A 15,637-nucleotide genomic window follows, 5' to 3' on the forward strand; every position below is an offset into this window, starting at 1 on the left:
ACCTTCGGCCGAAGTACCCGTTCGGTCTGCTCCTCGGACAGCGAGGCGACCAGGCCCCCGTCCGCCACTCCGGCTGCGTGGACGACCGCGGTCAGGGGGTGTGGGGCGGGGATGTGGTCGAGGAGTGCGGCGAGTGCGGTCCGGTCTGCGGTGTCGCAGGCCGCGATGGTGACGGTGTGGGCGCCGAGTTCGGTCAGTTCGGTGCGCAGGGTGTCGGCGCCGGGGGCGTCGGGGCCGCGGCGGCTGGTGAGCAGCAGGTGCCGCACCCCGTGCTCGGCCACCAGATGCCGGGCCAGTACGGCGCCCAGGCCACCGGTGCCGCCCGTGATCAGGACCGTGCCGTCCGCGCCCCACGCGGACGCGGACGGGGCCGGCCTCGTGGGCGGCATCCCGCTGATCCTGGCGAGGCGGGGCACCCGGGCCTGGCCCAGGCGCAGCGCCAACTCGGGCTCACCCGCTGCGAGGGCGCCGGGTACCGCGTGGTCCGACGCGTCGGTGCCGTCGACGTCGAGGACGGCGAACCGGCCCGGATGCTCCTCGGCGGCCGCGCGTACGAGTCCCCACAAGGGCGCCTGCACCAGGTCGACCGCACTCCCGTCGGCGCCGCCGGTGACCGCGCCCCGGGTCAGCACGACCAGGCGCGTACCGTCGAGGCGGTCCTCGGCGAGCCACTCCCGCAGGAGGACCAGCAGCCGTTGGGTGAGCGCGCGGGCCCGGCCCGGCAGATCCGCACCGTCCTCCCCGCCATCGGGTACCCGGTACACGACGGTCAGCGGAGCCGGTCCCGATGCCGGATCGGCCACCGCGTCCGCCAGTGCCGCCACATCGGCGTAATGGGGAACCCCGGCCAGGCTGCCGTGGACGGTGGCCGCCGGCGCGGGGAGCGAAGTACCGGAGCCCAGGACGGCCCACCGCGGCTCGCCGTCGGCGGGTGGCGGAGCCGTGACGGCCTGCCACTCCACTCGGTGCAGCGGGAGGTCGGAACCGCGCCCACCGCCGGCCTCGCTGAGCCGTTCCTGATCCACCGGGCGGGACACCAGCTTCGACACGGTGGCGACCGGCCGGCCATCGGCGTCGGCCATCCGCATCACGGACGTCTCGGCACCGTCCAGGCGAGTGATCCACATCCGCAGCCCGGCCGCCCCCGCGGCGTGCGGGGCGATGCCGCTCCACGCGAACGGCAGCAGTACCGGACCGTCGCTCTCGTCCAACAGGTCGACGTGCATGGCGGCGTCGAGCAGGGCGGGGTGGAGGATGTAGCCGGCCGCCTCGGCGGCGGTCTCAGGCTGCAGCGCCACCTCGGCGTAGATCTCGTCGCCGTCCCGCCAGGCGCCCCGCAGGCCCCGGAACGCCGGACCGTAGGCATAACCCCGGTCGGCCAGCAGCGCGTAGGCGTCGGTGACGTCCACAGGAGTCGCGCCCGCCGGAGGCCATGAGGTGAGGTCGAACTCGGGGTCAGGCAGGAGCGGGCTGAGGAAGCCGACGGCGTGGGTCGTCCAGGAGTCGGTGAAGTCGGCGTCGGCCGCTGCGTTCTCCGGCCGGGAGTGGATCTCCACCGCCCGGCGGCCCGACCCGTCCGGCGCCCCCACGACGACCTGCAAGGCCGCCGCAGTGCCCTCGGGCAGCACGAGGGGCGCGTGGAGGGTCAGTTCCTCGACGACGGGGCAACCGGTGCGCTGTCCGGCCTGGAGCGCCAGTTCCGCGAACCCGGTACCGGGGAACAGCACCGTGCCCATCACCACGTGATCGTTGAGCCAGGTCTGGGTGTCGCCGGCGAGACGACCGGTGAGGACGAGCCCGCCGGTACCGGGCAGGGGCACGGCGGCGCCCAGGAGGGGATGCTCGACGAGCAGCTGACCGAGTCCGATGGGGTCGCCGTACGCGGACGAGGTGGCGTCGAGCCAGTAGCGCTGGTGCTGGAAGGCGTACGTGGGCAGGTCGACGGTGCGGGCACCGCGGCCCGCGAAGAACGCCTCCCAGTCGACAGTGACGCCTCGGGTGTGCAGGTCGCCCAGGGTGGTGAGAAGCTGCTGCGTCTCGGGGCGGTCGCGTCGCTGGGCGGCGAGGAAGACGGCGTCGTCGCCGCAGCCCAGGCCGGCGAGGACCGCCTGCGGACCGACCTCCACGAACGTGCGGACGCCCTGCTCCTCCAGCGCCTGCATTCCGTCGTAATAGCGGACGGTCTCACGGACATGACGCACCCAGTACTCGGGATCGCACAGAGCTGCCGGTTCGGCGAGAGCGCCGGTCACGTTCGACACCACCGGCAGCGCCGGCTCGTGGTACGCCAGCCCGGATGCCACCTGCCGGAACTCGTCGAGCATCGGTTCCATGAGCGGGGAGTGGAACGCGTGGGACACCTTCAGCCGCGTCGTCCGCTCGAAGTGCCCGGCCACCTCGGTGACGGCCGCCTCGTCCCCAGAAATCACCACGGACCGGGGGCCGTTCACGGCGGCCACGGTCACACCGTCGATGAGGCGTCCCCGTACGTCCTCTTCGGTGGCCTGTACGGCGATCATCGCGCCGCCCATCGGGAGCGCCTCCATCAGCCGGGCCCGGGCGCCCACCAGTGTTGCCGCGTCCTCCAGGGACAGCACGCCCGCGACGTGCGCCGCTGTCAGCTCCCCGATGGAATGCCCCGCCACGACATGCGGGCGCACACCCCATGACTCCAGCAGCCGGAACAAGGCGACCTCGTGAGCGAAGAGGGCGGGCTGCGTGAACCCAGTCCGGTCCAGATCGTCGGCGCCCTCCCACATCACCTCTCGCAGCGGCAGCCCCAGCGCCTCGACCACCTCGTCGAGCGCCCGCGCGAACACCGGGAACGCCTCGTACAACTCACGCCCCATACCCGCACGCTGACTGCCCTGCCCCGAGAACACGAACGCCGTACGACCGGTCACCGGCGAAACACCCGGCTTCTCACCGGACACCACCGCACTCAGCCCACGCAGCAGTTCTTCGGTGTCACGGCCCACCACCACGGCCCGGCGTTCCAGCGCGCTCCGCGTGGTGGCCAGCGAGAACCCCACATCCAGCGGCGTCAGATCGTCCCGCCCGGCCACATACCCCGCCAGCCGCTCCGCCTGCGCCCGCAACGCACCCTCACCACGCCCGGACAGCACCCACGGCACCACCGGCAACGGTCCAGAAGACTCCACGTCCTCCTCCGCCAGTACCGGCGCTTCCTCCAGGATCACGTGCGCGTTGGTCCCACTGATCCCGAACGACGACACGCCCGCCCTGCGCGGACGCGCCCCGCTCTCCCACGACCGGGCCTCGGTCAGCAGCTCCACCGCCCCCGCCGACCAGTCCACATGCGGCGACGGCTCCTCGACATGCAGCGTGCGCGGCAGCACCCCGTGCCGCATCGCCATCACCATCTTGATCACACCGGCCACACCCGCAGCCGCCTGCGCATGCCCGATGTTCGACTTCAACGACCCCAGCCACAACGGCGCACCCTCACCCGGCCGTTCCTGACCATAAGTGGCCAGCAGCGCCTGCGCCTCGATGGGATCCCCGAGCGTCGTCCCGGTCCCGTGCGCCTCGACCGCGTCCACATCCGAGGCCCGCAGCCCCGCAGCCGCCAACGCCTGCCGGATCACCCGCTGCTGCGACGGACCGTTCGGCGCGGTCAAACCATTCGACGCACCGTCCTGATTCACCGCCGAACCCCGCACCACCGCCAGCACCCGATGCCCATTGCGACGGGCATCGGACAGACGCTCCACCACCAGCACACCCACCCCCTCGGACCAGCCCACGCCGTCGGCGGCGGCCGAGAACGACTTGCAGCGGCCGTCGGCCGACAGGCCACGTTGGCGGCTGAAGTCCACGAAGGTGTCCGGCGTGGACATCACCGTCACCCCGCCCGCCAGCGCGAGCGTGCACTCTCCGCGCCGCAGCGCCTGGATCGCCCAGTGCAGTGCCACCAGCGAGGACGAGCAGGCGGTGTCCACGGTCACCGCGGGACCCTCCAGGCCCAGCGCGTAGGCGACCCGCCCGGACACGACGCTGGCCAGACTGCCGTTGCCCAGGTAGCCGGCGACGTCCTCCGGGACCTCGTGCAGTCGGGTGCCCCAGTCGTGGTACATGACGCCGGCGAAGACACCGGTCGCGCTGCCGTGCAGCGACACCGGGTCGATCCCCGCGCGTTCGAGTGCCTCCCAGGAGGTCTCCAGGAGCAGGCGTTGCTGCGGGTCCATGGCCTGGGCCTCGCGCGGACTGATCCCGAAGAAGGCCGGGTCGAACTCGGCGGCGTCCTGGAGGAAGCCGCCTTCGCGGGTGTAGGTGCGTCCCGGGGTGCCGGGCTCGGGATCGTAGAGGTTCGCCACGTCCCAGCCGCGGTCCCCGGGGAACGGCGTCACGCCGTCCGCGCCCTCGGCGACCAGCTCCCACAGCCGTTCCGGAGAGGCCGCCCCACCCGGATACCGGCAGCTCATGCCGACGATGACGATCGGCTCGTCGTCGGCGTGGGCCGCTCCGGTCGCCGTCGTACCCGCCGCTGCCGCGGCCGTCGGCGCCGTGGTGGTCCCGGCCAAGGTGTCCAGCGACGCCTGGAGGATGTGCGCGGCGAGGGCGCGGGGCGTGGGGTGGTCGAAGATCAGGGTGGAGGGCAGGCGCAGGCCGGTGGCGGTGGTGAGCAGGTTGCGCAGTTCGACCGCGGCCAGCGAGTCGAAGCCGATCTCGTTGAAGGCGCGGGCGGGCTCGACGGCTGTCGCGTCGTCATGTCCGAGTACCGCGGCCACCCGGTCGCGGACCAGGTCCAGTACGCGCCCTTCCCGCTCGGGCTCGGGGTGGACGAGGAGAGCGTGCGCGAAGGGCAGCTCCTGCCCCGGTCCGGATCGCCCGGCAGCGGACCCGACAGCGGACCCGACAACCGGTCCCGTAACCAGCCCCACACCCGGCCCCACACCCGGTCCCGTGACCGGTCCCATCACCGATCCCGCGGCGGAGGGGCGGGAGTCCCCCGTACGCCGTGCGGGCCGTACGACGGACCGGAGCAGCGGCGGGATGCCGTCCGGGCGGGCCCGGACGGCGGCCGTATCGATGCGCACGGTCAGGGCCACCGCGAGGTCGGTTGCGGCGGTGGCCCGGTCGAACAGGGCCAGGCTCTCGGCCGGGGTGAGCGGGGCCAGGCCCTGGCGTTCGATGCGTCTCAGGCCGGCCCGGCCGAGGGTGGTGCCCATGCCCTCGCCGCCCGCCCACAGACTCCACACATGGGACTGGGCGGGGAGGCCGAGGTGGTGGCGGTGGTGGGCGAGGGCGTCCAGGAAGGCGTTGGCGGCCGCGTAGTTGCCCTGTCCGGGAGCGTCCAGCAGGCCGGACGTCGAGGAGACGAGGACGAACGCGGTCAGCGGCAGCTCACGGGTCAGCTCGTGCAGATGCCAGGCCGCGTCGGCCTTCGGCCGCAGCACGCCGTCGACGCGGTCGGCGGTGAGGCCGGCCAGCAGGGCGTCGTCCAGTACCCCGGCCGCGTGCACCAGGCCGGTGAGCGGGTGTGCGGGGTCGATGCCGGCCAGGAGGCCGGCCACGGCGGTCCGGTCGGCGACGTCGCACGCGGCCACGCGGACGCGGGCGCCCAGGGCCGTCAGCTCGGCGACCAGCTCGGTGGCGCCGTCCGCGGCCTCGCCGCGCCGTCCGGCGAGCAGCAGATGGCGTACGCCGTGACGGGTCACCAGGTGGCGGGCGATCTCGCGGCCGACGCCGCCCGTCCCGCCGGTGATCAGCACGGTGCCCGTCGTGTTCCAGGGCCCTGCGGCGGCTTCGTGGTCGCCGTCCGGGCCGCCGGGCACGCGCACGGCCCGGGGCACCCAGATCGCGTCCTGCCGCAGCGCCGTCTCGGGTTCCGGCGCCGACGTCGCCGCCGCCGCGAGGTGCCCTGCCGAGGAGTGCCGTACGGGGTCGTCGTCGATGAGCGCCACCTGGTCCGGGTACTCGGCCTGGGCCGAGCGGACGAGACCGCGTACGGCGGCCCCCGCCAGGTCGGTGAGCTCCTCGTCGGCCCCCACCGCCACCGCGCCCCGGGTCACGAAGACCAGCCGCGTCCCGGGAGGACGTCGGTCGGCGCCGTTCTCGTCCGCGTCCTCGTTCGCGTCCGTCTCGACCAGCCAGGCTCGCAGGAGCCCGAGCGCCCACGCGGTGGCGGCCCGTACCCGGTCCGGCACGGTACCGCCCGTGCCGGGCTCCGCCACCGGGAGTTCGGCGAGGACCACCCCGGGCAGGCGGGCGGGCGTGTCGAGCAGAGCGGTCAGCGCGGCCGCCCCGTCGACCGCGGCCCAGGTGCCCGGCGCCGACGACACGGGCACGGCCGGGCCGCGCTGCCAGGTGAGGCCGTACACGGGGCGGGGGTCCGCCGGGGAGGCGGTCAGCCGGCCGGCGGGGACCGGGCGGGACACCAGGGAGGCCACGGACGCGACCGGTGCGCCGGCCGTGTCGGTGATCTCCAGCGCGAGGCTCTCGGAACCGCCGCCGTCCGCGGCGGTGATGTGTACCCGCACCCGGCTGGCGCCCCTCGCCCGCAGTCGTACTCCGGACCAGGCGAACGGGATGGCGGCCGACGCGTCCTGCGGGAGGGTGTCGGAGGTGAGGAACTCGGCGCTGTGCAGGGCGGCGTCCAGCAGGGCCGGGTGCAGACCGTAGGCGTCCGCGCCGACGGCGGTCGCGTCGTCCAGCGCGACCTCGGCGTACACACCGTCCGCGTGCCGCCAGACCGCCCGCACACCCTGGAACGGGATGCCGTAGCCGTACCCCTGGGCGGCGAGGTCGCGGTACAGCGTGGAGGTGTCCACGGGGACGGCGCCGCGCGGTGGCCACACGTCGGCTCCGGTGGAGGCCGGCGCCGCGGTGAACGTCTCGGCGGGGGAGAGCACGCCGGAGACGTGCCGGGTCCACGCCGGTTCCTCTGCCTCGCCGTCCACTGCCGTGCCCTCCTCGGGACGGGAGTGGACGGTGAGGGCGCGGCGTCCGGTGGCGTCGGGCCCGCCCACCGTCACCTGGAGGGCCACGCCGTCCCGCTCGGGCAGGACGAGCGGCGCCTCGATGGTGAGTTCGTCGATCAACGGGCAGCCGGTCAGCTCGCCCGCGTGCGCGGCCAGCTCCACGAAGGCGGTGCCGGGCAGCAGGGGAGTGTCCAGAATGACGTGGTCGGCCAGCCAGGGGTGGGTACGGGCGGACAGCCGCCCGGTGAGCACCACACCGTCCGAACCGGGCAGCGCGACCAGGGCCCCGAGCAGCGGGTGCGCGGCGGGTGCCTGGCCGAACCCGGTGGCGTCGCCGGAGGCGGCGGGGGTGTGCAGCCAGTAGTGCCGGTGCTGGAAGGGATACGTCGGCAGGTCCACCTGCCGGGGTGCCCGGCCGTGCGTGTGCCGCTCGAACCCGGCACTCCACCGGACCGTCCGGCCGCGCACGTGCAGCTGGGCGAGGCAGGTCAGCAGACCGGACTCCTCGGGCCGTTCCCGACGCAGCGGCGCGAGCGCCAGCACGCCCTCACCGGTCACCGACTCCTGGACCAGAGCCGTCAGGGTCCGGTCGGGGCCGACCTCCAGGAAGACGGTGGCACCGGCGTGCGCCAGAGCGGTCGTACCGTCGTGGAAGCGCACCGTCTCACGCGCGTGGCGTACCCAGTACTCCGGGTCGCACAGGTCACCCGGTTCCGCCTCGGCGCCCAGGACCGTGGACACCAGCGGGATCGTCGGCGGACGGTAGTCCAGGACTTGGGCCACCCGCCGGAACTCGTCCAGCATCGGCTCCATGAGGGGCGAGTGGAAGGCGTGCGACACCCGCAGCGCGACGGCCCGGCCGAACCGCGCGGCGATCTCGGCCACGGCGTCGGCCGCGCCGGATATCACCACCGAGGCCGGTCCGTTCACGGCGGCGACACCGACGTCCGCGCGGTCACCGAGCGCCGCGCGCACCTCCGGTTCGGAGGCGCGCACGGCCGTCATGGCCCCGCCCTCCGGCAGCGCCTGCATCAGCCTGCCCCGGGCGGCCACCAGCGTCGCCGCGTCCTCCAGCGACAGCACACCCGCCACATGGGCGGCGGCCAGCTCGCCGACCGAGTGGCCCGCCACCACGTCCGGCATCACGCCCCAGTGCTCCAGCAGCCGGTACAGCGCCACCTCGAACGCGAACAGCGCCGGCTGCGTGTACTCGGTCCGGTCCAGCAGGTGTCCGCCGCCGGCCGTCGGCGCGGTGTCCCACATGACCTCCCGCAGCGGGCGGTCCAGCTGGAGGTCCAGGTGCCCCACGGCCTCGTCCAGGGCCGAGGCGAAGACCGGGTGGCGCGCGTACAGCTCCCGCCCCATGCCGGCCCACTGGCTGCCCTGCCCGGAGAACAGGAACGCGGTACGTCCCTCGGTGGGCTCCCCGGTGATCAGGACGGGGTCCTCCGTGCCGGCCGACAGCGCGGCGAGGCCGCGCAGCGCCTCCTCCCTGCCGTACGGCAGCAGCACGGCCCGGTGCTCCAGCGCGGCCCGGCCGACGGCCAGGGAGTACCCGACGTCCGTCAACTCCCCGTCCTGCGCGCCGGTTTCGCTGCTGCCGTCCTCGCTCGCGCTCCCGCTGTCGATCCCGCTGTGGATCCCGTTGTCGATCCCGGCGAGCCGTGTGCGCAGCCGTTCGGCCTGGGCGCGGAGCGCCGCCCGGCTCCGGGCCGACACCACCAATGGCACCGGCACCGGCGGCGACCCGACAGCGTCGTCCATGGCGGCGGAAGGCCCGGCCTGCCCCAGCGATGACTCCCCGGGCGCCTCCGGCGTCTCCTCCAGCACCAGGTGAGCGTTGGTGCCGCTGATACCGAACGACGACACCCCGGCCCGGCGCGGGCGTCCCGCGACCGTCCACGGGCGGGCCTCGGTCAGCAGTTCCACGGCACCCGACGACCAGTCCACGTGCGGGGTGGGCCGGTCCACGTGGAGCGTCCTCGGCAGGAGCCCGTGCCGCATGGCCATGACCATCTTGATCACGCCCGCGACGCCGGCCGCCGCCTGCGTGTGCCCGATGTTGGACTTGAGCGAGCCGAGCCGGAGCGGACTGTCCTCGGGCCGTCCCTGACCGTACGTGGCCAGCAGTGCCTGGGCCTCGATCGGGTCGCCCAGCGTCGTTCCCGTGCCGTGCGCCTCCACCGCGTCCACGTCGGCCGGGTCCAGGCCCGCCGAGGTCAGGGCCTGCTCGATGACGCGCTGCTGGGAGGGACCGTTGGGCGCGGTCAGACCGTTGGAGGCGCCGTCCTGGTTCACGGCGGAACCGCGGATCACGGCGAGGACCCGGTGGCCGGCGCGGCGGGCGTCGGACAGGCGCATCAGGACCAGCACACCGGCCCCCTCGCCCCAGCCGGTGCCGTCCGCCGCCGCCGCGAACGGCTTGCACACGCCGTCCGGGGCGAGTCCGCGCTGACGGCTGAAGGAGGTGAAGACGCCGGGGCTGCCGATGACGGCGACACCGCCGGCCAGGGCGAGCGCGCACTCGCGCTGCCGCAGGGACTGGCAGGCGAGGTGCAGAGCCACCAGCGAACCCGAGCAGGCCGTGTCCACGGTGAGGGTCGGGCCCTCCAGGCCGAGCGTGTAGGCGGCGCGGCCCGAGACCACACTGGGCGCGGTGCCGGTGAGGAGGTAGCCGTCCAGGCCGTCGGGGGCCTCGTGCAGACGGAAGCCGTACTCCTGGGGCTCCGCGCCGATGAAGACCCCCGAGGAGCTGCCGCGCAGGGAGTGCGGGTCGACACCCGCGTGCTCCAGGGCCTCCCAGCACAGCTCCAGGACCACCCGCTGCTGCGGGTCCATGGCGGACGCCTCGCGCGGACCGATGCCGAAGAACTCGGCGTCGAAGCCCCCCGCGCCCTCCAGGAACGCGGCGTCGCGTACGTAGCTCTTGCCGGGCTTGGCCGGGTCGGGGTCGTAGAGGCCGTCGACGTCCCAGCCGCGGTCGGTGGGCAGGGGTGAGAGGGCGTTGCGTTCCTCGGCCACCAGGCGCCACAGCGCGTCCGGCGAGGTCGCGCCGCCGGGAAAGCGGCAGCCGATGCCGACGATGGCGATCGGCTCGTGCGGATCGGCCTCCGCGGGGGCGGACCGTTCGGCCCCGGCCGTCCGCTCGGCCGGGCTCTCGCCCAGCAGACGTCCGGACAGGAAACGGGCCAGCGCGAGGGGCGTCGGATGGTCGAAGACCATCGTGACGGGCAGATCCGCACCGGTGGCGGCCACCAGGGCCGCGTGCAGTTCGACGGCGGCGAGCGAGTCGAAACCCTGCTCCTGGAACGGCAGTCCGGCCTCCACGGTGCCGCCCCCGCCGGGGGCCAGCTCGGCCACCACGGCCGCCGCGCGGGCGCGGACCAGGTCCAGGACCACGGCCTGACGGGCCGATGCCGGCAGACTCCGCAACCGCCGGACCAGCGCCTCCCCGCCGCCCGGCACCTCGTCGCCCGCCACCTCGTCAGGAATGAGATCCCTGGACTCGCTCATCCGCGCACTCCACCGTTCCGGTACGTGAGGAATCACCGCACTGCACTGCGTCGCACTGCACCGCATCGCACCGCAGGGCGTCGCACAGGACGTCGTCGCGCGGCGCCGCGGCGCACACATTCGAGGAAGAAGTCGTCAAGGACGCGCCACCTCGGCGTCAGGCTAGATCCGGGCCAACGCGGTCAAACACCCCTATACGCCCCCTAGGAGGAGCTAGGAGGAGCTAGGAGGAGCGGCGAGCGGGGAGATCCGGAGTGCCGTGGAGCAGCCCGCGCGGCGCGGTGCTCAGGCGTGGGCGCGCACCGTCGTGGCGAGCCGATCGATGGTCTCGGCGGCGCGGGCCGTGAGGTAGAAGTGGCCGCCCTGGAACACGTGGACGGCGAAGGCACCGCTCGTGTGCCCGCGCCACGCGTCGGCCTCCTCCAGGGTGACCTGCTCGTCGGTGTCGCCGACGAAGACCTCGACCGGGCAGTCGACGACGGCGTCGGGTGCGCCGACGTAGCGCTCGATGGCGCGGTAGTCGGCCCGCACGGCGGGGAGGATGGCCCGCAGCATCTCCTCGTCGTCCAGCAGCCGGGCGTCGGTGCCGCTGAGCTTGCGGATCTCGGCCACCAGGCCGCTGTCGTCCCGCAGATGGACGTCGTCGGACCGGCGCCGGGAGGGCGCGCGACGCCCGGACGCGACCAGCACGGTGGGGGCGAGCCCCTCCCGCCGCATGCGCACCGCCACCTCGAAGGCGACCGTGGCGCCCATGCTGTGCCCGAAGAAGGCCGGCCGCGGTTCCCGGACGAGGTGGGGACGCAGCGCGTCGAAGACCCGGTCGGCCAGGGTGGAGATGTCGGTCAGCGGCTCCTCGGCGCGCCGGTCCTGACGCCCCGGGTACTGGATCGCCAGCACCTCGATGTCGGGGCGCAGGGCGCTGGACACCGGGTGGAAGAAGGACGCCGATCCGCCGGCGTGCGGAAAGCACACGACACGCGCCTTGGGCGCCGGCGAAGGATGGTAGAGCCGGACCCAGCTCCCGCTGTCGGTGGTGGCTCCCGCCATGGCAGCTTCCTCTCTGGTCCCCTCTGGCCGCATGATCACCGGCCATGCTGCTCACCCGCGGCCCCCCGGCCAACCCCTAAGCCCCCCTATGGCTCGGGCGGCCCCCGCGCCGCGCACCGCTGCCGGTCTCACGGAGTGGCTCTCGCGGACCGGCTCTCACAGAGTGGCTCTCACGGCGGTCACATCCGCGTTCGTGTTTTCCTGGAAGAAGATGACATAGCCGTAAATGTCCAGCCATCCGCGCACCCGCACCGTTCAGGAGGGGGCCGTCATGGATCCGTGGCTGATCTGGCTGATCGTCGCGGCCGTTCTGATCGTGGCGGAGATCTTCACGCTCACCGCCGCCCTCGGCATGCTGGGCGCGGCCGCGCTGATCACCGCGGGGTCGGCCGCGGCCGGGCTGGCGCCGCCCTGGCAGTTCCTGGTGTTCACCGTCGTCGCGACGGTCAGCGTCCTCTTCGTACGCCCCGTCGCCCTGCGCCACGTCCTGCGGCCCCCGACCGAGCGGTTCGGCGTGGAAGCCCTGGTCGGCAGGGCCGCCTACGTCGTCTCCGAGGTGTCGGGCCGGGAGGGCAGGGTCCGCATCGGCGGTGAGGAGTGGACGGCCCGCGCCTACGACGAGTCACTGGTCATCCCACGAGGAACGACCGTCGACGTCCTGGAGATCAGCGGCTCCACCGCACTCGTCCACCCCCGGGAGTGACCATGGAAGTCTCGGCGTTCCTCATCGCCGGCGTGATCGTCGCCCTTCTCGCGGTCTTCACCGTGGTGCGGGCGGTGCGCATCGTGCCCCAGGCCCGGGCCCGCAACGTCGAACGGCTCGGCCGCTACCACCGCACCCTCAAACCCGGCCTCAGCCTCGTCATCCCGTACATCGACCGCGTCTATCCGGTGATCGACCTGAGGGAACAGGTCGTGTCCTTCAAACCGCAGCCCGTCATCACCGAGGACAACCTGGTCGTCGAGATCGACACGGTGCTGTACTTCCAGGTCACCGACCCGCGCGCGGCCTTCTACGAGATCGCGAACTTCCTCCAGGCCGTCGAACAGCTCACCGTCACCACCCTGCGCAACGTCGTGGGCTCCATGGACCTGGAGAAGACGCTCACGTCACGCGACACCATCAACAGCCAGCTGCGCGGCGTGCTCGACGAGGCCACCGGGAAGTGGGGCCTGCGGGTGAACCGCGTGGAGATCAAGGCCATCGACCCCCCGCAGTCCATCAAGGACGCGATGCAGAAGCAGATGCGCGCCGAGCGGGACAAGCGGGCCGCGATCCTGGGCGCCGAAGGGCAGCGCCAGTCGCAGATCCTCACCGCCGAGGGCGACAAGCAGGCCGCCGTCCTGCGCGCGGAGGGCAACCGCACCGCCGAGATCCTCAAGGCCGAGGGGCAGGCCCGGGCCGTCGACGAGGTCTTCCAGGCCGTGCATCGCAACGACCCCGACCCGGGGCTCCTCGCCTACCAGTACCTCCAGGTACTGCCCCAGCTCGCCCAGGGGCCGGGCAGCACCTTCTGGGTCATTCCCGGCGAGGTCACCTCCGCGCTCCAAGGGGTGTCCCGCGCCTTCACCGAAGCGCTGCCCCAGTCACCCGCCACCCGCGAGAACCACGCCGACGACGGCGCCGCCGAGGCCGCCGACGACACGGCCCGCGCCGCGGAAGCCGCCGCCCAGGCGGTGGCCGACGCCGCCCGGGCGGACCGTGCGACGTCCCTGGCCGAGGACCGGTGACCGTCCCATGCTCGACGTGCCGTTCTGGCTCTGGACAGCCTTCGCCGCGATCGTCGTCGTCTCGCTCGTCGTCGACCTGCTGGCCCACCGCAGCGCCCACGTCATCGGTTTCAAGGAGGCGGCCGCCTGGAGCGGACTGTGGGTGGGGCTCGCCCTCGTCTTCGGCGCGGTCGTCTTCCTCGTCCTCGGCACGACGGCGGGCACGGAGTACACCACCGCCTGGCTGCTGGAGAAGAGCCTCTCGGTCGACAACCTCTTCGTCTTCGCCCTGATCTTCGCCTACTTCAAGGTCCCCCGTGCCTACCAGCACCGGGTGCTGTTCTTCGGCGTGATCGGCGCGCTGGTGTTCCGCGGGGTCTTCCTCGCCGCCGGCGTGGCCGTGGTCAGCCGGTTCACCGCCGTGCTGTTCGTCTTCGCGGCCATCCTCTTCTGGAGCGTCTACAAGATCCTCAAGGGCGAGGAGGAGAGCTTCGACCCGGGCAGGAGCTTCGCCGTCCGGCTGCTGCGCAAGGTGATCCCCGTGCGCGACACCTACGAGGGCCACAAGTTCTTCGTCAAGGAGGCGGGCAAGCACGTGGCGACGCCGCTGCTCGCCGTCGTCGCCGCGATCGAGGCGGCCGACCTGATCTTCGCCGTGGACAGCGTGCCGGCCGTGCTCGCCGTCAGCGACGACACCTTCATCGTGTACACCAGCAACGCCTTCGCGATCCTCGGCCTGAGGGCCCTGTACTTCATGCTCTCCGGGCTGCTGGACCGCTTCCACTACCTGAGCAAGGGCCTGGCGATCATCCTCGGCTTCATCGGGGTCAAGCTCATCCTTCAGGCGATGCACAAGCTGGTCAGCCCGTCCGTGCCGGAGATCCCGTCCCCGGTGAGCCTGGCGGTCATCGTCGTGGTCCTGGCGGCGTCGGTGTTCCTGAGCCTGCGGCGCCCCGCCGAGGCGGCGGACGGGAACACGGAGGGGGACGGGGGCGCGGAAGGAGAAGGGAGCACGGAGGGGGACGCCGACGACTCCGCCGAGAAGGCCGACGACCCCGCCGAGAAGGCCGCCGCCCCGCCCCCGGAAGGGCGCCGGGACTCCCAGTGAGCACGCGCACGGGTCTGGCCCCACCGGACAATCCCACGTAAAGTGGCAGTAAAAGCTTCTCCAAGACTCTTACAGGCGTGGGCGTGAGAACCATGAGCAGTCACACGCGGCAGAAGACCACCCCGCAGACCACGACGCGGCAGACCGGCTCGGAGCGCGGGGACATCTGCCCGTCCTGCGGCCACCATGTCCCCGCGGAGGTCCAACGGCACAAGACGCTCGGCGTCTACGTCCCGGTCTGGCACCCCGGCACCTGCCGGAACCCCGACTGCGGAGCGTCCGCGCCCGGCCGGGACCGGTGACCGCGCTCGGCGCGGCGCGCGGAGCGGCCCCCGCCGCAACCGCTCAGCCCACGGCCGGCCCCGTGACGAGGCGGCCCTCGCCGTCGTAGGGCCAGACGTTGGTCCGGCACCCGTGCAGCCCCTTGATCTGCTGCATCATCACCGGGGCCGGACGGCCCGGCCCGGGACACCCCACGTGGCCGTGGCCGAGGAAGTGCCCGACCTCGTGGTTGATGATCAGCGCCCGGTACGACGTCACGTCGTCCGCGTAGTACGGCGTGGCCAGCAGCCAGCGCTTGAGGTTGACCATGACGTCCTGCCCCACGTTGCAGTTGACCTCGCCGCCGGTGTCCAGCCCGTACCGGCCGCAGATGTCGTCCACCGTCCCCGCCGTGGCGAGCCGCACCCGGAAGTCGGACGCGCCGTGGGAGACCCGCCGGAACCCGACCTGCCCGTCGGCCGCCCAGCCCCGTGCGTCGGCGAGGACCCGCTCGACCTCCGTCGCGACGTCCCGGGCCGGTATGCCGATGCCGTCCTCGACCTGGACCACGTAGGTCAGCGTGCGTGCGCTCCCCCCGACCCGTTCGCCGCCGCCGCTCGCGGTGGCGAACGTGCCGGGGCCCGACGACGGGATCGAGCCGGCGTCCGGAGCCTTCTCCTTCTCCTTCTCGCGGCCCTCTCCCTCCTCCTCTTTCTCCCCCTCGCCCCGGGGCTCGTCCGCCGCCTCCTGCGACTCGACGACCGTGCGCGGGGCGGACCGCTCGGCCGCGGCTGACCCTCCGGCGGCTCCGGAGGCTTCGGCGGCACCGGCCGAGCCGCCGGAGGGCTCCGTGCGCTCCTGGAGCACCAGACCGCCGGTGAACAGCAGGACGACGCCGGCCGCGAGCCCCGCCCACAGGACCGGACGCCGCCGGCCGCCCCGTCGGCGGCGGGCACGGCTCCCGCGCCGGCGGTGCCGGCGGTCCGGGGCGGGGGACGGAGAGGGCGTCGATCGGTGCTCGGTCATGATCACGAAGCCTGGCTCCGTCGTGTGA

General features: G+C 73.5%; 7 protein-coding genes. 4 read left to right on the forward strand and 3 right to left on the reverse strand.

Features of this window, described 5'->3' with window-relative positions; translation table 11 throughout:
• On the reverse strand, positions 1–10,457 hold a 10,457-nt coding region (locus tag ACFIF2_RS29535), incomplete at its 3' end, for an SDR family NAD(P)-dependent oxidoreductase (protein ID WP_395576300.1).
• A gap of 285 nt (positions 10,458–10,742) precedes the next feature.
• Positions 10,743–11,504 (reverse strand): thioesterase II family protein, encoded by a 762-nt coding sequence (locus tag ACFIF2_RS29540; protein ID WP_395576301.1) that lies wholly within the window; start codon positions 11,502–11,504, stop codon positions 10,743–10,745.
• A 271-nt stretch (positions 11,505–11,775) separates the two neighbouring features.
• Here ACFIF2_RS29540 and ACFIF2_RS29545 point away from each other — a divergent pair, with 271 nt between their 5' ends.
• The 4 genes from ACFIF2_RS29545 to ACFIF2_RS29560 all read left to right on the forward strand — a co-directional run bounded on the left by ACFIF2_RS29545 (position 11,776) and on the right by ACFIF2_RS29560 (position 14,624).
• Positions 11,776–12,207: an NfeD family protein gene (locus tag ACFIF2_RS29545; RefSeq protein ID WP_395576401.1), complete on the forward strand. Its 432-nt coding sequence runs from the start codon at positions 11,776–11,778 to the stop codon at positions 12,205–12,207.
• Between the two features lie 2 nt (positions 12,208–12,209).
• The gene (locus tag ACFIF2_RS29550) at positions 12,210–13,235 is read left to right on the forward strand and encodes an SPFH domain-containing protein (RefSeq protein WP_395576302.1); all 1,026 of its coding nucleotides are present in this window, start codon (positions 12,210–12,212) and stop codon (positions 13,233–13,235) included.
• Positions 13,236–13,242: 7 nt separating this feature from the next.
• Entirely contained in the window at positions 13,243–14,322 is a 1,080-nt protein-coding gene (locus tag ACFIF2_RS29555; protein WP_395576303.1) for a TerC family protein, read from the forward strand.
• 92 nt (positions 14,323–14,414) lie between these two features.
• Positions 14,415–14,624: a hypothetical protein gene (locus ACFIF2_RS29560; RefSeq protein ID WP_395576304.1), complete on the forward strand. Its 210-nt coding sequence runs from the start codon at positions 14,415–14,417 to the stop codon at positions 14,622–14,624.
• Between the two features lie 43 nt (positions 14,625–14,667).
• On the opposite strand, the gene ACFIF2_RS29565 is transcribed toward ACFIF2_RS29560, so the two are convergent.
• The gene (locus ACFIF2_RS29565; protein ID WP_395576305.1) at positions 14,668–15,609 is read right to left on the reverse strand and encodes a DUF3152 domain-containing protein; all 942 of its coding nucleotides are present in this window, start codon (positions 15,607–15,609) and stop codon (positions 14,668–14,670) included.
• Positions 15,610–15,637: the final 28 nt, after the last annotated feature.

Source organism: Streptomyces sp. BK79, assembly GCF_044142145.1.
Taxonomy (GTDB): domain Bacteria; phylum Actinomycetota; class Actinomycetes; order Streptomycetales; family Streptomycetaceae; genus Streptomyces.

Excerpts from the sequence above, each read along its gene's own strand:
- ACFIF2_RS29540 (WP_395576301.1), bottom strand. The coding sequence starts at position 11,504 with ATGGCGGGAGCCACCACCGACAGCGGGAGCTGGGTCCGGCTCTACCAT.
- ACFIF2_RS29545 (WP_395576401.1), top strand. The coding sequence starts at position 11,776 with ATGGATCCGTGGCTGATCTGGCTGATCGTCGCGGCCGTTCTGATCGTG.
- ACFIF2_RS29550 (WP_395576302.1), top strand. The coding sequence starts at position 12,210 with ATGGAAGTCTCGGCGTTCCTCATCGCCGGCGTGATCGTCGCCCTTCTC.
- ACFIF2_RS29555 (WP_395576303.1), top strand. The coding sequence starts at position 13,243 with ATGCTCGACGTGCCGTTCTGGCTCTGGACAGCCTTCGCCGCGATCGTC.
- ACFIF2_RS29560 (WP_395576304.1), top strand. The coding sequence starts at position 14,415 with ATGAGCAGTCACACGCGGCAGAAGACCACCCCGCAGACCACGACGCGG.
- ACFIF2_RS29565 (WP_395576305.1), bottom strand. The coding sequence starts at position 15,609 with ATGACCGAGCACCGATCGACGCCCTCTCCGTCCCCCGCCCCGGACCGC.